This window comes from Streptodolium elevatio (assembly GCF_040649515.1).
Classification (GTDB): domain Bacteria; phylum Actinomycetota; class Actinomycetes; order Streptomycetales; family Streptomycetaceae; genus Yinghuangia; species Yinghuangia elevatio.
On the sequence record NZ_JBEZFP010000017.1, the window covers coordinates 63,441 to 83,443 of the forward strand.

At 72.0% G+C, this 20,003-nt stretch carries 20 protein-coding genes; 4 read left to right on the forward strand and 16 right to left on the reverse strand.

Annotation, left to right across the window (positions count from 1 at the left end):
* Positions 1–45: 45 nt before the first annotated feature.
* From AB0C36_RS09435 to AB0C36_RS09470, 8 genes are all read right to left on the reverse strand, one after another.
* On the reverse strand, positions 46–843 hold the full coding sequence (locus AB0C36_RS09435; RefSeq protein ID WP_358351674.1) for an ABC transporter ATP-binding protein: 798 nt from the start codon (positions 841–843) through the stop codon (positions 46–48).
* Positions 836–1,837, reverse strand: coding sequence for an ABC transporter ATP-binding protein (locus AB0C36_RS09440; RefSeq protein WP_358351677.1), 1,002 nt, complete (start codon positions 1,835–1,837; stop codon positions 836–838). The genes AB0C36_RS09435 and AB0C36_RS09440 overlap by 8 nt, the downstream gene beginning before the upstream one ends.
* Positions 1,834–2,688: an ABC transporter permease gene (locus AB0C36_RS09445; RefSeq protein WP_358351680.1), complete on the reverse strand. Its 855-nt coding sequence runs from the start codon at positions 2,686–2,688 to the stop codon at positions 1,834–1,836. The genes AB0C36_RS09440 and AB0C36_RS09445 overlap by 4 nt, the downstream gene beginning before the upstream one ends.
* Positions 2,685–3,647 carry an ABC transporter permease gene (locus AB0C36_RS09450; protein WP_358351683.1) on the reverse strand — a complete coding sequence of 321 codons (963 nt, stop codon included), beginning with the start codon at positions 3,645–3,647 and terminating at the stop codon, positions 2,685–2,687. Before AB0C36_RS09450 ends, AB0C36_RS09445 begins: the two co-directional genes overlap by 4 nt.
* The gene (locus tag AB0C36_RS09455; RefSeq protein ID WP_358351686.1) at positions 3,644–5,302 is read right to left on the reverse strand and encodes an ABC transporter substrate-binding protein; all 1,659 of its coding nucleotides are present in this window, start codon (positions 5,300–5,302) and stop codon (positions 3,644–3,646) included. The genes AB0C36_RS09450 and AB0C36_RS09455 overlap by 4 nt, the downstream gene beginning before the upstream one ends.
* A gap of 28 nt (positions 5,303–5,330) precedes the next feature.
* Entirely contained in the window at positions 5,331–6,374 is a 1,044-nt protein-coding gene (locus tag AB0C36_RS09460; RefSeq protein WP_358351689.1) for an agmatine deiminase family protein, read from the reverse strand.
* A 119-nt stretch (positions 6,375–6,493) separates the two neighbouring features.
* Positions 6,494–7,654 (reverse strand): agmatine deiminase family protein, encoded by a 1,161-nt coding sequence (locus tag AB0C36_RS09465; RefSeq protein ID WP_358351692.1) that lies wholly within the window; start codon positions 7,652–7,654, stop codon positions 6,494–6,496.
* A gap of 446 nt (positions 7,655–8,100) precedes the next feature.
* Positions 8,101–8,679, reverse strand: coding sequence for a TetR/AcrR family transcriptional regulator (locus AB0C36_RS09470; RefSeq protein ID WP_358351694.1), 579 nt, complete (start codon positions 8,677–8,679; stop codon positions 8,101–8,103).
* Positions 8,680–8,942: 263 nt separating this feature from the next.
* Here AB0C36_RS09470 and AB0C36_RS09475 point away from each other — a divergent pair, with 263 nt between their 5' ends.
* Positions 8,943–9,608, forward strand: coding sequence for a TetR/AcrR family transcriptional regulator (locus AB0C36_RS09475; RefSeq protein WP_358351697.1), 666 nt, complete (start codon positions 8,943–8,945; stop codon positions 9,606–9,608).
* A gap of 301 nt (positions 9,609–9,909) precedes the next feature.
* On the opposite strand, the gene AB0C36_RS09480 is transcribed toward AB0C36_RS09475, so the two are convergent.
* From AB0C36_RS09480 to AB0C36_RS09505, 6 genes are all read right to left on the reverse strand, one after another.
* Positions 9,910–10,584, reverse strand: a complete 675-nt coding sequence (locus AB0C36_RS09480; RefSeq protein ID WP_358351700.1) for a TetR/AcrR family transcriptional regulator — start codon at positions 10,582–10,584, stop codon at positions 9,910–9,912.
* Positions 10,585–10,682: 98 nt separating this feature from the next.
* Complete coding sequence (locus AB0C36_RS09485) at positions 10,683–11,375, reverse strand: DUF305 domain-containing protein (RefSeq protein WP_358351703.1); 693 nt, start codon at positions 11,373–11,375, stop codon at positions 10,683–10,685.
* Between the two features lie 105 nt (positions 11,376–11,480).
* Positions 11,481–12,788 carry a copper amine oxidase gene (locus AB0C36_RS09490; RefSeq protein WP_358351706.1) on the reverse strand — a complete coding sequence of 436 codons (1,308 nt, stop codon included), beginning with the start codon at positions 12,786–12,788 and terminating at the stop codon, positions 11,481–11,483.
* Positions 12,789–12,831: 43 nt separating this feature from the next.
* Entirely contained in the window at positions 12,832–13,773 is a 942-nt protein-coding gene (locus AB0C36_RS09495) for a Tat pathway signal sequence domain protein (protein WP_358351709.1), read from the reverse strand.
* Positions 13,774–14,105: 332 nt separating this feature from the next.
* Positions 14,106–14,921, reverse strand: coding sequence for an ABC transporter permease (locus AB0C36_RS09500; protein ID WP_358351712.1), 816 nt, complete (start codon positions 14,919–14,921; stop codon positions 14,106–14,108).
* Positions 14,918–15,643, reverse strand: coding sequence for an ABC transporter ATP-binding protein (locus tag AB0C36_RS09505; protein ID WP_358351715.1), 726 nt, complete (start codon positions 15,641–15,643; stop codon positions 14,918–14,920). The genes AB0C36_RS09500 and AB0C36_RS09505 overlap by 4 nt, the downstream gene beginning before the upstream one ends.
* Before the next feature lie 122 nt (positions 15,644–15,765).
* Between AB0C36_RS09505 and AB0C36_RS09510 the strand changes: the two genes are divergently transcribed.
* Both AB0C36_RS09510 and AB0C36_RS09515 read left to right on the forward strand, forming a co-directional pair.
* Positions 15,766–16,875 carry a sensor histidine kinase gene (locus tag AB0C36_RS09510; RefSeq protein WP_358351717.1) on the forward strand — a complete coding sequence of 370 codons (1,110 nt, stop codon included), beginning with the start codon at positions 15,766–15,768 and terminating at the stop codon, positions 16,873–16,875.
* Positions 16,872–17,636 carry a response regulator gene (locus AB0C36_RS09515; protein WP_358351720.1) on the forward strand — a complete coding sequence of 255 codons (765 nt, stop codon included), beginning with the start codon at positions 16,872–16,874 and terminating at the stop codon, positions 17,634–17,636. Before AB0C36_RS09510 ends, AB0C36_RS09515 begins: the two co-directional genes overlap by 4 nt.
* Before the next feature lie 94 nt (positions 17,637–17,730).
* Here the strand turns inward: AB0C36_RS09515 and AB0C36_RS09520 are convergent, their stop codons facing one another.
* Together AB0C36_RS09520 and AB0C36_RS09525 are read right to left on the reverse strand one after the other, a co-directional pair.
* Positions 17,731–18,624, reverse strand: a complete 894-nt coding sequence (locus tag AB0C36_RS09520; protein WP_358351723.1) for an alpha/beta hydrolase — start codon at positions 18,622–18,624, stop codon at positions 17,731–17,733.
* On the reverse strand, positions 18,617–19,168 hold the full coding sequence (locus tag AB0C36_RS09525; RefSeq protein WP_358351726.1) for an ATP-binding protein: 552 nt from the start codon (positions 19,166–19,168) through the stop codon (positions 18,617–18,619). Before AB0C36_RS09525 ends, AB0C36_RS09520 begins: the two co-directional genes overlap by 8 nt.
* A 172-nt stretch (positions 19,169–19,340) precedes the next feature.
* Here AB0C36_RS09525 and AB0C36_RS09530 point away from each other — a divergent pair, with 172 nt between their 5' ends.
* Positions 19,341–19,961, forward strand: a complete 621-nt coding sequence (locus AB0C36_RS09530) for a TetR/AcrR family transcriptional regulator (RefSeq protein WP_358351728.1) — start codon at positions 19,341–19,343, stop codon at positions 19,959–19,961.
* The last annotated feature ends 42 nt before the right edge of the window (positions 19,962–20,003 follow it).

Sequence of the window (20,003 nt, forward strand, 5' to 3'; positions counted from 1 at the left end):
ACGACGGCTATTGGCGCGGCTACCGGCACGGCTGACCAGGCACGGCTACAGGGCGCGGCGGGCGGTGGCTATGGCGTGGGGGTCCCAGCCCGGGCGGGGGACCGAGTCGAGCAGCAGCCGGGTGTACGGGTGGCTCGGCCGGGCCAGCACGTCCGCCGTCCCGCCCGCCTCCACGACCCTGCCGTGCCGCATCACGATCACCTCGTCGGTGACGACGCGCACCACACCCAGGTCGTGGGTGATGAAGAGGTAGCCGACCGCCGTCTGTTCGCGGATGTCGGCCAGCAGGTTGAGGATCTGCGCCTGGACCGATACGTCCAGGGCGGCCACCGCCTCGTCCAGCACCAGGATCGCCGGCTCCACGGCCAAGGCCCGGGCGATGGCGACGCGCTGGCGCTGTCCGCCCGACAGTTCGCGCGGGCGCGCGTCCGCGGCCCGGGTGCCGAGGCCCACCTGGTCGAGGAGCCGGCGGATGCGCGCGGCGTGGTCGGTTCCCGGGAAGTGCAGCTTCAGCGTCTCGCGCAGCACCGCCTCGACGCTGGTGCGCGGGTCGAGGGACAGGAACGGGTCCTGGAAGACCATCTGGACCTGCCGGGCCCTGGCGAGCCGGGCCGCCCGGCCGCGCGCCGCGCCGGTCCGGTCGCGCCCCTGGACGTGGACCGTCCCCGCGTCGGCCCGCTCCAGACCGACGACGATCCGTGCGGTCGTGGTCTTCCCGGAACCGGACTCGCCGACGATGCCGAGCGAACCGCCCGACGCCAGCGTGAAGGACACGTCGTCGACGGCTTTCACGTCGCCGAAAGCACGGCACAAACCGGCGACTTCGAGCAGATTGTCAGGCATCGACAGACTTCCCTTCGAGTCGGCTGCCCGCCAGCGCATCGCTGTGGTGGCACGCCGCGCGGTGTGCCGGTACCCCCGGCGCCGGGGTCGCCGACGGCGCTTCCCGCCCGCACAGGTCGGTCGCGAACGCGCACCGGGCCGCGAACGCGCACCCCGTCAACTCCTCGCGCAGGTCCGGCGGTTGCCCGTCGATCGCGGCCAGTCGACGCGGCGGTGGCCCCTCGGACGAGGGCGACGGCGTGGAGCCCAGCAATGCCGCGGTGTACGGGTGCCGCGGCCGCGCGAACAACTCCTCGGCGGGCCCCGTCTCGGCGACGCGCCCCGCGTACATCACGTACACGCGATCGCTGATCGCCGCCGCGAGACCCAGGTCGTGGGTCACGAACAGCAGCCCCGTACCGAAGCGTTGCCGCAGATCGGTGAGCAGCGCGACCACTTCGGCCTGGGTGGTGACGTCAAGCGCGGTCGTCGGCTCATCGGCGAGCAGCAGCGCGGGGTCGCCCATCAGCGCGGCCGCGATCATGACCCGTTGCAGCATGCCGCCGGACAACTGACCCGGGTAGCGGTGCAGCGTCCCGGCGGGCAGGCCGACCGCGTCCAGCAGTTCGACGGCGCGGGCCTCGGCCGCGGACGCCGTCATGATGCGGTTCAGGCGCATGCTCTCGGTGAGGAAGTCGCCGATCCGGCGCAGCGGGTTGATCGCGGCGCGCGGGTCCTGGAACACCATCGCCGCGGTCCGGGTGCGCAACGTGCGCAACTGCCGCGCGTCCATGGCCAGGACGTCGTCGCCGGCGACCGCGACCGTGCCCTCCGCGACCGCGCCGCGGGGCAGCAGCCGCAGCACGGTGCGCGAGGTCAGCGTCTTGCCCGAGCCCGACTCGCCGACCAGCGCGACGGTTTCGCCCGCGCCCACCGTCAGGTCGACGCCGTCGAGGACGGGACGCGCCGTGTTCGGCAGCCGCAGCCGCAGCCCCTTGATGTCGAGCGTGTTCACCGGTTCCTCCCAGCGACCTTGTCGGCCCAGCGTTCGCCGACGACGTTGAAGGCGACGACGGTCAGGACGATCACCACGCACGGCACGATCGCGGACAGCGGATAGCCGCTCTGGATCGCCGACTTGCCGTCGAAGACCATGCGCCCCCAGTCGGGCGTCAGCGCCGGGACGCCGAGCCCGAGGAAGCTCAGCCCCGCCAGGTCGATCAGCGCGTAGCCGAAGTTCACGGTGGACTGCGCCAGCACCACCGGGGCGATGTTCGGCACCACATGGCGCACGCAGATCTGCAGGTCGGAGTGGCCCTGGACCTGGTACGCCGCCACGTACGGCCGCTCGCGCTCGGCAAGCACCAGCGACCGGGTCAGCCGGCTGACGTACGGGAAGTACGCGATGGCGAGCGCGACGACGGGTGCCATCAGGCCCTCGCCGTACACCGCCACGAACAGGATCGCCAGCAGCAGGCCCGGGAACGCCAGCGCGAGTTCCGAACCGCGCGACAGCACCGAGTCCAGCCACCCGCCCCGCCAGCCCGCCGCCACGCCGACCGCGGCGCCCAGCACGGTGGAGAAGACCACCACGCCGAGCGGGCCGAGCAGCGACGTACGCGCGCCCTCGACGATCCGCGACAGCGTGTCGCGGCCCGCGGAGTCCACCCCGAGCAGGTGGTCGCCGGACGGCGGCGCGAGCGCGTTGCCCAGCTCGACCGCGTTGGGGTCGTGCGGCGCGATCCACGGGGCGAGCAGCGCGACCAGGACCACGAGCCCGACGAAGCCGGCGCTGATCACGTAGAGCGGGGCGCGCTTGGTGCGGACCCGGGCCAGACCGGGCCGCCGTACGAGAGTCATGGTCATGATGAGGACCGCGTTCCGAGGGTGATGCGCGGATCGACCAGCGGGAGCAGCAGGTCGACGACGAGGTTCACGGTCATGAAGAGCCCGATGATGATCAGGCAGATCGCCTGGACCGTGGGGAAGTCCTTGGTGGTGGCCGCCAGTTCGAGCAGCTGGCCGATGCCGCCGACGCTGAACGCGGTCTCCACCAGGACGGTGCACACCATCAGCGTGGAGACGATCAGCCCGGCCGTGGTCAGCACCGCGCCCAGCGCGTTGCGGAAGACGTGCCGCCGGACCACGTGCCGCTCCGGTACGCCCCGGCTGCGGGCGACGACGACGTGCTCGCCCTCCAGCGCCTCCAGCATCGCCGAGCGGGTGACCCGGGCGAGCAGCCCGACCAGGTAGAGCGCCAGGGCGAGAGAGGGCAGGGTCAGGTGCCACATCATCTGTCCGATGCCGTGCCCGCTTCCGCTGCCGCTGCTCGGGAACCACCCCAACTCGACCGCGAAGAAGCCCTGGAGCAGGATCGCGGCGACGAACGCGGGCGTGCCGACCGCGAAGGTGGTGCCGACCAGGACCGTGGAGTCCACCGCGCCGCCGCGCACCGCGGCGAGCCAGCCGAGGGCGAGGCCGAGCAGAACCACCAGGACCAGCGCCATGCCGACCAGCAGCAGCGTGGTGGGCAGCCGTGACGAGAGCAGGTCGGACACGTCGGTGCGGTACTCGAGCGACCGCCCGAAGTCGCCGTGCAGCACGTTGCCGAGCCAGCGGAGGTACTGCTCCAGGAACGGGTCGTCCAGGTGGTACTGCTTTTCGATCGCCGCCAGGGCGGCCGGGGACGCCGACCGCCCCGCGAGGAGGAAACTCGCCGGGTTGCCCGGCGCCAGGTACATCGCACCGAAGACCACGAAGGAGGCGCCGAGCAGGGTGACGGCCATTTCGAGGAGCCGCCGTACGGCGAATCTCAGCAGGTTCACCCCGCGGCCCCCACATCGGCCGCCCACGGGTAGTACATGTACGCGATCGTCGTGGGCGCCCCGGTGATCCTCTTGTTGAGGAAGACCGACGACGGCCACTCGGCGACCGGCACCCACAGCATCTCGTCGCCCGCCAGCTTCTGGAGCCGCGCCGTCAGCGCGAAGCGCTCGGCCGGGTCGTACGCGGCGGTGATCCGGTCGACCAGCTCGTCGTACGCCGGATTGCTGTAGCCGGCGTGGTTCTGGTACGCGCCGGTCCGGAAGTTGCGCAGCAGGTCGAACGGGTCGGTGACGGACAGGTAGTACGTCTCCGGAAACATGTCGATGCCCTCGCGCGCGGCCGGGTCGGTGAACAGCGCGGAGAACGCGTCCGGCGCGATCGTCTTCAGTTCGACGTCGAGGCCGATCTTCGAGCCCGCCGACTGCAGCGCGGTGGCGAGCAGCGACACGTCCAGGCCGATCGGGCTGGTCGCGACGACGAGCTTCTTGCCTTCCGCCCCCGCGTCCTTGACCAACTGCCTGGCCTTCTCGATGTCCTGCGCGGTCGGCGGCAGCGCGTCGAACGCGGCGGCCTTCGCGGCAGCCGGGGCGTCCGCCCACGAGGCCTTCGGGGTCAGCGAGTTGGTGACGGTGCCGTTGCCGGCCAGCGCGGTCTGCACGAAGCCGCCGCGGTCCAATGCCAGCGACATGGCCTGGCGCACCCGGACGTCGCCGAGCGGGCCCGTCATGCTGGTCACGTTGACATTGACGGTGCTGAGGCCCTCGCCGAAGTACAGCGTGCCCGCACCGCTGTTGCGCAGTCGGGCGTAGCTCTCGGTGGGGACGAGGAAGCCGCCGTCGACGTCGCCGCTCAGCATCGCGTTGGTGCGCGCCGACGGGTCGGTGAGGAACTTGAACTCGACCGTCTTCGCGCGGGCCTTGGTGCCCCAGTAGCCGTCGTACCGCTCCAGCTTGAGCGACTGCCCCTTGTCCCAGGCGCCGAGCCGGTACGGGCCGGTGCAGCCCAGGCTGCCGCCGGTGCCGTAGTCGGCGCCGGCCGCCTCGACGCCCTTCCTGCTCGCCACGACTCCGGCGGCGGTGGCCATGAGCTGCGGGAAGAGCGAGTCCGCCTTCTTGAGTTCGAAGGTGACCTGGAGGGGCCCGGTGGCGGTGACGGAATCGACGTTCTCGAAGGACTCCGCCCACGCGGCGCCGAGTTCCGGGTCCATCTGGCGGCCCACGCTGAAGACGACGTCGTCGGCGGTCATGGGCGAGCCGTCGTGGAACGTGACGCCGGGGCGCAGGTCGTACACCCATGTCGTCGGGTCGGGGTTCGACGCCTTCTCGGCGAGGCCCGGTGCGACGGTGAGTTGCGGTGTCCAGCGCATCAGGCTCTCGCACACGTTGGACAGCACGGTGTTCTGCGGGTAGTCGAACGCCTGCGTGTAGTCCAGGGTGAGCGGCTCGGCGTACAGCGCCCAGCGGAACGCGTCGATCGGGCCGGCGGCGGCCGGGGTTCCCGCCGACAGCTTGTAGTCCTCGGCCTGCTTGGCCTCGTCCTTCTTGGGTGGACCGGAGCAGGCGGCAACGAGGGCGAACGCCGAGATCGCGGCCACCGGCAGGGCGGTCCGGCGCAGGGCGCGTGCGCCTCGCGGGGAACGGGAAGCGGGTCTCATCGGTGGTTCCTTCCGGGCTCGGCGGAACTCAGCCGCTCTGGGCGGAGGTTCGGGGGGCGGAGTCCGGACCGGAGGGGACCGCCGGGACCTGCTGTGTGATGCAGTGGATGCCGCCGCCGCCGAACGCGACGACGCGGGTGGGCACGCCCACGACCTTCCGGTCCGGGAACGCGCCCTGGATCACGTCGAGCGCCGCCGCGTCCTCGGGGTGGTCGGCGACCGGCACGACCACCCCGCCGTTGGCGATGTAGAAGTTGAGGTAGCCGACCTCGACCTCGGTGCCGCCCGCCTCGACGAACGCCGCCTGGGTGACCTCGACGACCTCCAGCGTGCGGCCGCGCGCGTCCGGAGTCGCCGCCAGCACCGCGCGGTTGGCGCGCATGCGGGCGTAGTCGGGGTGCCCGGGGTCGGCGGGCAGCTGCACGACGACCTTGCCGGGCGCCGCGAACGCGCATACGCCGTCGACGTGTCCGTCGGTCTCGGTGTCGAGGAGCCCGCCGTACGGCAGCCAGATGACCTTGGTGACGCCGAGTTTGGCCTTGAGTTCGGCCTCGATCTCGTCGCGGGAGAGCCCGGGGTTGCGGTTGGGGTGCAGCAGGCACTGCTCGGTCGTGATCAGCGTGCCTTCGCCGTCGACGGTGATCGAACCGCCCTCGAGGATCAGGTCCGAGCCGATGCGCACGTCGCCGAGGCGCTTGATCAGCAAGGCGCTGATCTTGTCGTCGCTGTCCCACGGGTGGTGCTTGCGGCCCCAGGCGTTGAAGCGGAAGTCCACGCCCGCACGCGTGCCGTCCTCGTCCACCACGTAGATGGGGCCGGAGTCACGGAACCACGAGTCGTCGATCGGGAGTTCGACGACCTCGACACGGTCGCCGCACAGCGCGCGGGCCTCGGCCCCGGCGCCGGGCAGGGCGACCATCGTGACCGGCTCGAACTGGGATATGGCGCGGGCGACTTCGGCGTACTCGCGCTTCGCCTCGGCGAACACCGGGCCCCACAGGTCAGGGCGTGTCGGCCAGGCCATCAGGCAGCGCTCGTGCTCGGTCCACTCGGCCGGCATGCGGTAGGTCATGTGCTTGTCTCCCAGGTTCGGGTCGGCGTGCTGTTGGTGCCGTTGATTCGGTGGTGGTGGGGTGGTGGCGCGCTGTGGCGTCCCGCCGCCGGGGGCAGGACGCCCGCATTCGGCCGTGGCTAGGGGGTCGGTTCCTGCATGGTCGTGCAGTGGATTCCGCCGCCGCCCTCGCCGATGCGGTCGGTGTTGAGCTGGATGACCTGGCGGCCGGGGTAGGCCCCGGCGACGACCCGCCGGGCCGCCTCGTCCTTTGCGCCGTCCCCGAACTGGGACATCACGACGGCGCTGTTGGTGACGTGGAAGTTGACGTACGAGTCCACGAAGTCCGGGCTGGTGGACCGCACTCGGTCCGGACCGTCGATGCGGATCACCTGGAGGCGGCGACCCTTGGCGTCGGTCGCCGCGGAGAGGATCGCGAGCTGCTCGCGGGCGTCCCGCGCCCAGATGTCGGTGCGGTTCGCCGGGGGTACCTGCACCATGACGACGCCGGGGCGGACGAACCGCGACGTGGCGTCGATGTGGTCGTCGGTGATGTCCTGGCCCTTGACGCCGGGCACCCAGATCATCTTGCTCGCGCCGTACGCCGCGAGCACCGCCGCCTCGATCTGCGCCTTGCTCTTGCCGCGGTTGCGGTTGTTGTTGACCAGGCTGCTCTCGGTCGCCATGACCGTGCCGTCGCCGTCGGCCTCGATCGCGCCGCCCTCACCGGTGAAGCCGGCGCGGGTGAAGGAGAGGCCGGTGTACGCCGCGATCCGCGAGGCCACCAGGGCGTCCTTGGTGTGCGTCTGCTTGTTGCCCCAGCCGTTGAAGCCCAGGCCGACCGCGTCCCGGCCGCCCTGGCCGTCGGTCCGGAAGACGGGCGCGGTGTCGCGGGCCCACAGGTCGTCGACGGGGATGGAGCTGATCACCATGACCCCGGAGCCGCACTTGGCCCGGGCGGCGGTGGCGCTGCTCGCGTCGGGAGCGCACATGACGACGGGCTCGTAGCGGGCGATCGTCCGGGCGATCAGGGCGACGTCGTCCTGGATGCCGCTCAGCAGCCGGCCCCAGATGGAGCTGCGGGTCGGCCAGGCCATCCAGGTGCGGACGTGCGGGACGTCGTCGCAGGGGACGCGCAGCGTCGTCGCGGCGGCGCTCGCCGACGCGGACCAAGCCAGTTGGCCGCCCACGGCGAGGCCGGCCGCGCCGGCCACCGCCGCGCCGAGCACGCTGCGGCGCGAAGGTCCGGCGTCGGCGGGGTCGCGGGCATCCGACGGATTCGTGCGGTGCGCTCCATGCATGGCTGACTTCTCCCAATCGGGTTTCGCTCCGCCACCGCGGCGGCGCGGGTGGGACGGGGGCTGCACGCATCAGGCCGCCGGGCGTCCGGGCTCACGTCACCCGGTGCCGTCGACGGCCGGCCTGGCCTGGCCTGGTTGATTCGGCCGAACCGGTCCTCGCGGGCCGCCGGGGAGGCGGGCGCTGCGGGGGTGGGCCGGTTCGGCGGTGTCCACACTTTGGCACTGACTGAAAAATCAGTCAATACTGCGGACGGGAATCGACGAGGAGGCGTCACGGAGGTAGGCGGAGGGTGAACCAGGCCGTGGTGTCGGCCCACGGCGACGCCACGCGGCCCGCAGTACCGCGGCGGACCGCCGTGTCGCAGCGGTCCGCGATGTCACGGCGAATCGCGCCCGGCCGGCTGCCCGGCCACGCGCTATTCGGCCGTGCGCTATCCGGACACGGGCTACTTGGCCAGGTGGGTGAGTTCCACGGTGATGGCCGCCAGTATCAGTTCGCGGGCCCGGTCCACGGTCAGGCCGCCGCTCAGCCAGCGGCCGCTGAGACCTTCGAGCAACGTCGTGAGGCGCTGGGCGGCGGCCAGTGCCGCACTCGGCGCGAGCGACGGCACGACGTCGGCGATCAGGTCGGCGACCTCCTGGTCCCACACCTTCGTGGCCTCGGCCAGGTCCGCGCGCAGCAGGTCGTCGAACATCGCGCTGGCGCGGAGTTCGCCCCAGGCGGTGCTGTTCTCGCGTACCTCGGCGGTGTCCTGGAACTCCAGCAGCAGGGTCTGCTCCAACACCCTGCGGGGGTCGGACAGATGCTCGGCCGCCACGTGGTCGCGGGTGTAGCGCTCGGCGCGGTCGTTGATGAACTCCAGTGTCGCGCGCAGGACTCCGGCGCGGTCCTTGAAGTGGTAGTAGATCAGCCCGTTCGAGACCTCGGCCTCGGCGGCCAGTTCCTCGATGCGAAGGCCCCGGACGCCCCGGCGGGCGATGAGCCGCGCGGCGGCTTCCATGATCACGGTACGACGGTCGGCCACGGGTGAACCCTACCTTCCGTCCCGGTTCCGGCCGGGGCGCCCCACCCGCCGCGCGGCCGCCCGGACTTGCCGAACGGGCGCCGTGGACGCCCCGGTACGGGTCCCAGGCCGGTGCGGCGGACGTACCGGGCCCGTCCGGTGCCGCTGCTGTCGCGCCGCCGAGGCTGGGGACCCGCCCCGGCTCCCGGCTCGGGCCCCACCGGTTACTATGACTGAATATTCAGTCAGTCAATGGGGTCGGGAGGCCCCACTTGGGGGCCAGTGTGTCGAGTCGTCAGGTGCAGATCCTGGAAGCCGCCGCCCGGATGATCGCCCGCCGGGGCGTCCGCGGCCTGCGCGTGGACGAACTGGCGGCCGAGGCCGGCGTCTCGATCGGCCTGGTCTACTACCACTTCGGCGACCGGGCCGGGCTGATGCAGCGCACCTGGGAGTTCATCAACGAGCGGGCCGAGCAGTACACCAAATCCGCCATCGACCCGGCCGTCGACCCGCGCGGCCATCTGGAGGAGATGCTGCTGCGCGAACTCCAGGACGAGCCGGACGTCGTGGAGAACAGCACCGCATGGGGCGAGTACCGGGCCAGCGCCGTTTTCGACCCCGAGCTCGGCCGCCAACTGCGCGAGGCCACCGCCGGGTGGGTCCGCGACGCCGACGACCTCATCCGCGCCGGCCAGAAGACCGGCGACATCGATCCGCACGTCGTCCCCGCCGACGCCGCCGAACGCCTCACCGCCCTCGTCGAGGGCATCAGCGAACGCTGGGTCTCCGGCTCCCTGCCCCTCGCCCGCGCGCGTGCCCTCCTGCGCTCGGCCATCGCCCTCGAACTGGGCGCCGACCGGCGGACGGTTCAGGCCGGTTCGGAGGCGCGGTCGCCGGCCGCACGGGCGCGGCCCCACGACGGCGTCACACCGCAGCCGCCGCGCCGGTAGTTGCGCCATCGTGAGGGTTGGCATGCCCGGCCCGCCGCCGCACGTACCCTTGCACCGGGCGTTCGGCGAGCCGGCCCGCGGCGTCGACTGATCCGGCTTCAAACGCCGGACCGGCCCCGGGACTTCACTCCTCGGAGACCAGGCATCCCGCACGCTCCGGGCACTGGGCTGATGCCCAGCGTTCGCGCGCCGGAGGTGCCAGCGTGACACTGCGGGCCGGTGCGCAGACGCTCTTCTTCCGGGCAACGGCGCCATCCGGCGTACGTCGGTACGCGGTGCTCCGCGCGATGCCGCCGCCCTGTCACGCCGAGGCGATTGCGCTCGCTTCCCGGGTCTCTTCACTTACGGGCGCCGTCACTGCGGCCACGCCGACATCCACCAGGTTCGCGACGAACAGCGCGTGGGTCCGGTGGTACTCGGCCGGGTCGGCGCCGCCCATGTCGAGGGCTCGGGCGCGGGCGGCGGTCGCCCGGACGACGAAGGCGGCCACGAGCAGGATGCGGTCGGCCTGGAGGTCGGCGGGGACGTCCGGGCAGCGCCGGACGAGTTCCGCGGTGACCTCGGGGCCGCCGCCGTTGCGGGTGGCGTGGGCGACGGCGGCGGTGGTCCACGCCGGGTGCCCGGTGAGGTCGGCGTGGATCTGCGCGTACGCCCGGTCCCGCCAGTCGCCGTCGGCGAGGTCGGCCCGCGGCAGTACGAAGGCCTTCATGACCGGCCGGACGTCCGTCGGGGACGCGGCGACCGCGTCGGCGAGCATGGCCATGCGGCGCTCGCGCAGCCGCGCCACGTTCTCGCCGAGGACGGCCCGCAGTATTCCGTCGAGGTCGCCGAAGTGGTAGACGAGCGCGGCGGTGTTCCGCTGCCCGGCGGCACGGCCGATCTCGGCGCGTGAGACGCCCGCGACGCCGTGCCGGGCGAAGAGGGTGGTGGCCGCGTCGATGAGCTTGCGTCGCGTCGGGCCGGGGTCGGGCGCCATGGCTCCGATCGTATCGACGGGTGGTGGCCGGTCGCGGACGTGCGGGCTGGTCGGACGTACCGCGGACGCGCCCGTGGGCCGCCCTGCGGCCCTGGCCCTCAGACGTAGTCGGACAGGGTCTGCATCTGCACGATCTCGGTCTCCTGCTCGGTGATGATGTGCGCGGCGAGGTTGCGGGCGAACACGTTGCCGCCGTCGGCGGCTTCGGTTCGGGCCATGGCGACGGCGCCGCGGTGGTGCTCGATCATCAGGTCGAGGAAGAGCTGTGACGCGGTCGCGCCGTCGGCGGCCGTCAGACCGGCCATCTGCTGGGTGGTGAGCATGCCGCCGGTGCCGCCGTGGTGGGCCGCGTGGCTTGCCGCGGCCTGTGAGTCGGCCGGTATGGGGTCCTGGCCCCACGCCGCGAGCCACGCGTTCATGTCGGTGATCTCGCGCTGCTGGTCGGCGAGGATGCGCTCGGCGAGCGTGGTGACCAGATGGTGCACGCCGGGCTTGGCGAGGACGATGCGGCTCATTTCCACGGCCTGGGCGTGGTGCGGGACCATCCCGAGCGCGAAGGTGAGGTCGGCGGCGTTGGGCGGTTTGGGGGACGAGGTCGAGGGGCCGGAGCCGGCGGGCACTGCCGTCCCGGGGCCGGGCACGCCCGGTGACGCGGCGGCGGTTGCCGCGGGTGACGCGGGTGCGGCGGCCGGGGCCGCCGAACCGGAGGTGCCGGAGAAGGCGATCGCGGTGAGTGCGATGCCCGCGCCGGTGACGAACAGGGCGCCGGTGACGGCGAGTCCGCGCAGCACGCGGGTCTCCTTCGGGTCTGGTCGAGCCGCCCGTACCGGATGGGTACGGGCTGTCGCGTGGGCCGGCCGCCCGCGGGGGACGGCCGGCCTTGGTGCCTGCTCGGATCAGCCGACCTGTCCGTTGTTGTCCGTGCGGCCCTTCGGCGTGAGCGGGTTCATCGCCGTCACGTCGCGGGGCAGCAGGTCGAAGCCCTGCCAGTGGACGGGCATCGGGCTCTGGTCCTCGTCCCGCGGAATGTGGTGGAACGGGACGGTGACCCACATCAGCGGATCCGTCAGCTTCTCCCCGTTGACGTAGCCGGGGATGTCCTGCGCGCCGCACTCCGGGTCGGCGTTGAAGCTCGCGAACTTCTCGCACGCCTTGGCCTGCGTGAAGGACACCGCCGGAGACTGCGGCGCGTTCGCCGTGTACTGCTGGTTCGTGGTGTTCTGCACCAGCTCGTAGCTGCGGTTGTGGCCGTCGGCGTTCTTGCTCGACTGGCTGCTGATCCGCCACCACCGCAGGTTGGCGTTCTGGAAGGAGCCTTCCTTGGTGATGTCGGTCTTGGCCGTGCTGTAGACCTCGCCGCGCTTGCCGCGCACACCGGTGTCGACGGTGTCGTACTGCTCGACCTTCTCGCCGCCGCCGCCGCCGCCGTCGCCGTCGATGTCGAAGTCCACGCGCCAGGTGGCGTTGTGGAAGTGGTTGCCGGATATCGCGGTGGCGTCCTTGCCGATCGGCCAGCCCTTGTCGGGCGTCGTCCAGTCCTCCGGGGACAGGTCGCCGGTGGCACCGAGGCGCGCGGAGATCTGGCCGTCGTCGGCGAAGCGCCACTCGGTGACGTACTCGTACCAGTCGACCTTGGAGATCGTGTAGACCACCAGGTCCTGCCCCTGCGCGGTGAACAGGTCACCGAGGTCGGGGCTCATCCACTCCTGCTCCTGCGAGCGGTAGGCCAGTCCGGAATCGACCTTCTGGACGCAGAGGACCTTCTTGGCGTCCTCCTTCTTGCCGATCCACTGGCCTTCGAGCTTGCCGCCGGGGCATTCCTTCTTGGCGATGGCGTGCGAGTAGTAGCCGCCGAAGCCGTAGGAGGTGATGTCGTTCCACTGGTGCTCGCCGGAGTCGTACGGCACGTTCAGCTGCGCCAGCTGCGCCGAACGCATCACGGTGATCGGGTACTTCTCGCCCTTCGGCTTGTAGCCGACGCGCTCCAGGATCAGTCCGGCCTTGGTGTCGACGCGCCAGCACATGCGCCACTCGGTGCCGGTCTTCAGGGTCTCCTTGACCATGGCGTTGTTGCCGCAGTAGTTGAAGCGGTCCCGGTTGTCGTCGTGCGCGAGCGCGGGACCGGAGAGCACGGTCGGTACGAGCGCCAGCGCACCGAGCACGGCGACCGTCCCGGTGAGCCGGCGTCGGATTCTGCCCATCATCTGTTGTTTCCTCGAATCTGGTGCGGGGGGACCGGAGTTCGGCTCACGCGGGCGGCGTGACGGTGCGCGCGGACAAGTTGACGACGGTCCGCGTGGTGTCCAGGTACACCCCGCCGCGGACCTTGACGAAGAGGATCAGGCAGCGCTCGGCGCCGCACTTCGCCGTCGTGGTGTCGCCGGGGCCCGCGATGTACGACGAGCCGTTGGCGTCGAGTTCGTCGACGCCGGTGAAGTCCTTGCCGGTGGCTGCCTTGTACTGGGCCTTGAGGGCGACGCCCGCGGGGGAGTCGACCAGCAGCTTCAGTGCCGCGGCCGTCTCGGGGCGGGACGGCGCGGGCTGCATGTTCGGCGCCTGGGCGGATCGTTCCAGCACCCCGGCGTTCAGGTTGACGACCCGCTTGACCAGCGTGTTGTCCGCGTAGTTGTAGAAGTAGACGTCCGCGCGCCGCGGCGACTTCTCCGGGTCGGTCTCGTTCGGCAGCGGCTCGGACAGGTCGACGGTGAGCGGTTCGGGTCCGGGCGCGCCGGTGACCGTACGCGCGTTCTGCCGCAGTGCGGGATCCACCGCCAGGCGCAGTGCGGTCTCGACCTCGTCCGGGGTGAGCGGGTCGCGGCCGACGCCCTTGGCCGGCGCGGGGCCCTCGGGCACGCTTTCGGCCTGGGCCTCGCCGTCGCCGGGCGCGGGGGCGGTGGAAGGCGTCGAACCGCCGTTCGCGGCAGGCGCACCCGGGGCGGCCGCGCCGCCGCCGGAGCCCGGCGCGGCGGGTTCGGACGCGGCGGGCGACGGGCCGCGCGACGCGTTCTGGCTGCCCGAGGCGCCCAGAGGTATCGCTATCGCGATCGAGGCGACCGCCGCGGCGACGCTCAGTCCGGCGCCGAAGACGATGCGCCGGGTGCGGCCGTGGCCGGCCGTGGCCTCGTCGGCGGGGCCCGGCGGCGATTCTTCCGCCGGAACTTCCCCCGGGTCTGGGGTTCTGCTGTCCACACATCCTCCAATGCGGCAGGCCGGCCGACCGGAAGGGCCGACTCCGCTCAGGAGGATCGAGGCACCAGGTAACGCTGGACGGCGCCATTTATTTCTGTTCAGTTAAATGAAATGAGAGGGTTATATGTCCAGGTAAAACCGCCTCTCATGGTATCCAACGGGATATTTTTGGAGTGTTGTTCCGGGCTCCGGGAACAATTTTTGAAAAGCTTTTGAAAGTCGAGTGCCCGGCGGCGCGCGGGCAGCGGGACCACCCGCGGCCCCGGGCACCGGCCGGCCCCAACTCGGCCCGACCCGCCCCGGCCCGGGCGGCGCGCCGGGCGCCACCGGGGTCAGGCGTCCCGGCGTTCCGTCAGCAGGAGGGCCGGGGCCAGGGCGACGACGGCGTACGCGGCCAGGAGCAGGGCGGCCACCGGCATTCCGGGCTGTGGATCGGGTTGGAGCGTGGTCAGCGAATCGGCCAGGCCGAGAAAGGTGTAGTGGCTCGCCGTGTCCCCGGCAGAGTTCGGGAGCACCGCGGGCACCGCGCTCATGACCACGAACGTCACGGCCATGAACACGGTGATCGCGGCGCCCGTCCCGCGCAGCGCCGCGCCGACCGCGAATCCGAACGCGGCGATGAACACCGTGTACGCGATCATCCCGAGCAGGGCCTTCCACGCGCCCCCGTCGCCGAGCGCTATCCCGAGGCCGTCCGGATAGACGGCCTGGGACAGGAAGAACGTCCCGAAGGTGAGCAACGACGCCACTGCCGCCACCACCGCCAGCAGCACGGCGAGTTTGGCCACCAGCAGGCGCCGCCGGTACGGGACGGCCAGGAGCGAGGTGCGGATCTGGCCCGTCGAATGCTCCGAGGTGATCGTCAGCACCCCCAGCACGCCGAACGCGAACTGCGCCAGCAGCACGCCGCTCAGCGGTCTGAGCGGGTCGAACGCGTCGTCCGCGGCCAACCCCGCCTTGGGCTGCGCCGCGGCCTCGACCGCGTCCGTCGCCAGCGCGGTCAGCACCGCGAACACCGGTACCAGGACTGCCGCGGTGCCCAGGCACCACCACGTCGAACGTACCGAAACCAACTTGATCCACTCGGACTTGACCCACCGGGACTTGATCCACCGGGACTTGACCCATTCCGACTCGAGCGTTGTCACGGCCGGACCTCCCGGGTGTGGAACTCGACTGCCTTGCCGGTCAGTTCCAGGTACGCGTCCTCCAGCGACGCGGCCCCGGTCAGCTCGCCGATCGGGGCGTCGGCGAGCAGTCGGCCGCGGCCGATCACGACGAGGTGGTCGGCGGTGTTCGCCATCTCCGCCATCAGGTGCGAGGAGACGAACACGGTCCGCCCCTCGGCGGCCAGGCCGCGCATCAGCGTGCGCACCCACAGGATGCCCTCCGCGTCGAGACCGTTGACCGGCTCGTCGAAGAGCAGTACGTCCGGGTCGCCGAGCAACGCCGTGGCGATGCCCAGCCGTTGCCGCATGCCCAGGCTGAAGCCGCGGATCCGGCGGCCCGCCACCGCGGCGAGCCCGGCCAGTTCCAGGCAGGCGTCGACCCGGTCGTCCCCGATGCCGCCGGCCGCCGCGACGGCCCGCAGGTGGGCGCGGGCGGTCCGTCCTCCGTGCACGGCCGAGGCGTCCAGCAGCGCCCCGACCCGGCTGAGCGGCCGGTCGAGTTCGCGCAGCGGCCGGCCGTCGATCAGCGCGCGGCCCTCGGTGGCCCGGTCCAGTCCGAGGATGATCCGCATCGTGGTGGACTTGCCCGCGCCGTTCGGTCCGAGGAACCCGGTGACGCGGCCCGGTCGGACGCAGAACGTGAGCCCGTCGACGGCGACGGCTTTGCCGTAGCGCTTGACCAGCCCTGTGACTTTGATCATCAATGCCTCCCGGGGACCACGGTCGCCGACCGGGTGTGCGGCGCGCTTCCGCCCGGGGTGCCGACCGTGCTTCCGACCGTGGGGGGAAGTGGCCCGCGTCCTCGGGGGGATAGCGTCACCGTGTGATCGAACTGCGGCCGTGGCACTGGGTCTGCCTGGACGCCGTCGCCATCGTGCTGCTGGCGGTGACAGCAGCGGACGGCGACGGCGAACCCGGCCTGATACCCGCCCTGCTGCTGGTCACCGCCCCGGTGCTGCTGCGCCGCAGGTACCCGGTGCCGGTGCTGATCTGGACCAACGCGGTCACCTACCTGTACGTCCTCGAACTCGACACCACGCTCCAGCCCACCGTCTGGATGATGGCGTCGTACTCGGCGGCGGTCCGCTCGCGGCGCGCGGCCGTCCTGACCGCGGCCGGCACCTGGCTGCTCGCTCAGGCAATCGTCCTCACTCAGCACGACATGACCCCGCTCCAGCTCGTGGTGGTCCCGCTGATCGTCGCGCTGCCGCCGTGTGTGCTCGCCGAGGTCGTCCGCCAGCGGCGCGAGTGGCGGACCGCGTTCGCCGATCAGCAGCGACGTCGGGCGGACGCCGAGGCCGAGGCCCGTCTCGCCGCCGAACGACTGGCCATCGCCCGGGAACTGCACGACGTCGTCGCGCACGGCGTCACGCTGATGACCGTCCAGGCCGGCGTCGCCCGCCTCCGCTCCGCCCCCGACGACGCCCTGCACGAGGTCGTCGCCACGATCGAACGGACCGGCCGTTCCTCGCTGGGGGAGATGCGGCGGCTGATGAACGTTCTGCGCGGCGACGACGCCGACGGCCTGGCGCCCCAGCCCGGTCTGGCCGACCTCGCGGACCTGGTCGCCGCCACCTCCGCCGCGGGCCTGCGTACCGAACTGGCCGTCCACGGGCCCCCGGGCCCCCTCGCCGCGGGCGCCGACCTGGCCGCGTACCGGATCGTCCAGGAGGCGCTGACCAACGCGGTCAAGCACGCCGCCACACGTTCGGCGGTGGTCGACATCACGCACGAGACCGACGGCGGCGTCCGCATGCGGGTCACCAACCCCGGCCCCGTCGCCGCGAGCGGCGACGGACAGGGCATCCACGGCATGCGCGAACGAGTCCGCCTCTACGGAGGCAGCGTCACGGCCGGGCCCGCGCCCCGGGATGGCTGGCAGGTCGAAGCCTGGCTCCCGTACACCCCCAACCCCGACGAGGCCTGCCCGTGACCCCACCTGCGTTTCCCGAGGTCCCCGAGGTCCCCGAGGTCCCCGAGGTCCCTGTGCAGTCCCGGATGCCTGCCCCGCCCGAGGTACCCGCGCGGCCCGAGATCCGCGTCATGCTCGCCGACGACCAGGCCCTTCTCCGGGTCTCCCTCGCCGCCCTGCTGAACACCGAACCGGGTATGCGGGTCGTCGGCGCCGCCCAGGACGGCGCCCAGGCTGTGGACCTGGCGCTCGAACTCCGCCCCGACGTCGTGCTGATGGACATCCGCATGCCCGGCATGAACGGCATAGACGCCACCCGCGAGATCACCCGCGCGTCGGCCGCCCGCGTCGTCATCCTGACCTCGTTCGACCTGGACGAGTACGTCTTCTCCGGGCTGCGGGCGGGGGCCAGCGGTTTCCTGGTGAAGGACTCCCCGCCCGAGGACATCCTGACCGCGATCCGTGTGGTGGCGGCCGGCGACGCCCTTCTCACGCCGGCGGCCACCCGCCGCCTCATCGACCGCTTCACCGCCACACCGCCGACACCCGCCGACGCGCCCGAGCCCCATCCGTCCCGCCTGCGCCTGGCCACCCTCACCGAACGCGAACGCGACGTCCTTGCCCGGGTCGCGAAAGGCATGTCCAACGCGGAGACGGCCGCCGACCTCGTCCTGGCCACCAGCACGGTCAAGACCCACCTGACCAATCTGCTGGCCAAGACGAACTCCCGGGACCGGGCGCAACTGGTGATCTTCGCCTACGAGTCCGGCCTGGCCGTCTGAGCCGGAACGGGACAGGACAGGACAGGACAGCACGGCATGGGCCGGCCGCGGCCACCACGCCGCGGGGCTCGGCGGCGCGTACCGGCGACGTGTGTCAGCCGCCCAGGTGCTCGCGGAAGAACTGCGCCGCCAGGGCCTGCGTGTTCGCGAACTCCTTGTTGTAGACGACGAAATGGCCGCCTGGGAGGGTGACGAGCCGCTTGGGGTGCAGCGCGCGTTCGTACGCGGCGAACGCGAGATCGCTGTGGGTGAGGATGTCGTGCTGGGCGACGACCATGAGCAGCGGCGTGGGCGAGATGCGGGCGATGTAGTCGGCCGGCTCGTACCCGGAGAGGAGTTCGACGGACCGCACGGTGACCTCGTTGCGCCAGGTGGCCAGGCGCTCCGGCTCGATGGTCTGGTACCAGGCGTACGTCTCCCGGTCGGCCAGCGCCGCCATTGCCCCGGGATCCTCGGTGATCAGGGGGATCAGCCCCGGTTCGGCACCGCGGAACCGGCCCAGCCGGTCCTGGGCGAACATCTCGCGCACGCCCTGCAGGGCCTCCGAACTGATGAAGCGGGAGAGGCTGGTGCCGCCGCTGATCACCGGGACCTGGGCGTACACCGCCTTGACGCGCCGGTCGATCGCGCCGACGACGAGCACGTGTCCGCCGGAGTAGCTGGTGCCGAAGACGCCGATGCGGTCGTGGGCCACGTCGGCACGGGTGTGCAGGTACGTGACGGCGTGCCGGTAGCCGTCGATCTGCGCCCAGGGGTCGACCTCCTGCCGTGGCAGGCCGTCGCTGGCACCGAAGTTGGGGTGGTCGTAGAGGAGCGCGGCGAACCCCTCGGCGGCGAGGGAATCGGCGATCACGTCGGTGTACTGCTCCTTGACCGCGCCGAAGCCGTGGGTGAGGACGACCGCGGGAAACGGGCCGGTGCCCTCGGGCAGGTGGAGGGTGCCGCGCAGGGTGGTGCCGTCGGCGTCGAATTCGACCTCTTCACTCATGGCTGTCCTTCCGTTGGTGGGGTGGGGGTTGGCCGGGCTCTGGGCCGGTGCACATCGCGAACCACACGGACTTCCCGGTTCCGCTCGGGTGCCATCCCCAGTCGAGGGCGAATCCGGCGACGAGGGCGAGTCCGCGTCCCGATTCGCCGGCGTCCGCGTCGTTCCCGGCGCACCGGATTGCCGGGGCCGGAGGCCGGGGGTCGGGGTCGTCGACGAGCACGGCGAACGTCCGGTGCCGGGGGTCGTGCACGAGGCGGACCGCGATGTGTCCGGCCGGCGTGTGGCGTACGGCGTTCGTGAACAGCTCGTTCGCCAGCAGCACGGCGTCGTCGGCCGTGTGGTCGGGCGCACTGGTGTGGTGCAGGAGTTGTTCGCGGACGAAGCGGCGGACGGCGTGCGCCCGGCTGCCGTCGGCAGGCACCCGCAGCTCGGCGACGACCTGCCCGGGAGGGGCGGGCGCCGCCGGTGCTCGCGGTACGGGCGCGCCGCGGGCGTCCGCCTCGTCGGCGGTGACTGCGGCGGTACAAGTACTGGGCAGTTCCACGGGGATCTCCGAGGAGAGTTTGGGCGAGGGCCCCGAGTGCCGCGGCCGGTCGGTCGCCGTGCGAAACGGCGTGTGATCGACCGCGATCCCCAGACTAACGCTAGAATTCTTGCATTAATAGTCCCCCGGGTTGACCTGCGAACCCGCGAACCCGCGAACGGTCGGAGGCCGCGTGAGCGAGTCGGCGAACAATCCCGGGGCGCAGCGCCCCGGCGGGCGCACCGCGCGCAACCGCGAGGCGGTGCTCGACGCCGTGTTCGCCGAACTGGGCGAGACCGGCTACGCGGGGCTGACCATGGAGAACGTCGCGCGGCGCGCGGGCGTGCACGTGACCACCGTGTACCGGCGCTGGCGTACCGTCGAAGGGCTGGTCGTCGACCTGCTGACCCGCCTGGGGACGACCGAACTCCCTTTTCCCGACGCCGGTTCGCTGGCCGACGACCTCCGCGACTTCGCGCGGTCCATCGTCACGCTGTACGTGGAGAACGCCACGATCCGCGCGCTCATCGAGACCGTCGTCGCGGCGGCCACCAAGAACCCGCGCGCGTCCGACGCTCTGCACGCGTTCTTCGCGGACCGCAACCGGCGTGCCGCCGTCATCGTCGAACACGCCGTCGGGCGGGGCGAATTGCCGTCAACCACGGACGGCGTCGAGCTCATCGCGGCCCTCGCCGCGCCGATCTACTACCGGATGCTGGTCTCGCGCAGGCCCATCGACATCCCGCTCGCCGACCGCGCCGCGAACGCGACGTACATCGCGGCACTGAGCGGCGCGTTCGACGGCGGAGCATAGGACAACCTCGTGCCGGTCACCACGGCTGACTTGCGGCCGGCC

Bases quoted from the DNA above. Each gene is read 5' to 3' on its own strand.
- AB0C36_RS09455 (WP_358351686.1), bottom strand. From the start codon at position 5,302: ATGAGACCCGCTTCCCGTTCCCCGCGAGGCGCACGCGCCCTGCGCCGG.
- AB0C36_RS09505 (WP_358351715.1), bottom strand. From the start codon at position 15,643: ATGATCAAAGTCACAGGGCTGGTCAAGCGCTACGGCAAAGCCGTCGCC.
- AB0C36_RS09480 (WP_358351700.1), bottom strand. From the start codon at position 10,584: ATGGCGCCCGACCCCGGCCCGACGCGACGCAAGCTCATCGACGCGGCC.
- AB0C36_RS09520 (WP_358351723.1), bottom strand. From the start codon at position 18,624: ATGAGTGAAGAGGTCGAATTCGACGCCGACGGCACCACCCTGCGCGGC.
- AB0C36_RS09460 (WP_358351689.1), bottom strand. From the start codon at position 6,374: ATGACCTACCGCATGCCGGCCGAGTGGACCGAGCACGAGCGCTGCCTG.
- AB0C36_RS09465 (WP_358351692.1), bottom strand. From the start codon at position 7,654: ATGCATGGAGCGCACCGCACGAATCCGTCGGATGCCCGCGACCCCGCC.
- AB0C36_RS09445 (WP_358351680.1), bottom strand. From the start codon at position 2,688: ATGACCATGACTCTCGTACGGCGGCCCGGTCTGGCCCGGGTCCGCACC.
- AB0C36_RS09490 (WP_358351706.1), bottom strand. From the start codon at position 12,788: ATGATGGGCAGAATCCGACGCCGGCTCACCGGGACGGTCGCCGTGCTC.
- AB0C36_RS09435 (WP_358351674.1), bottom strand. From the start codon at position 843: ATGCCTGACAATCTGCTCGAAGTCGCCGGTTTGTGCCGTGCTTTCGGC.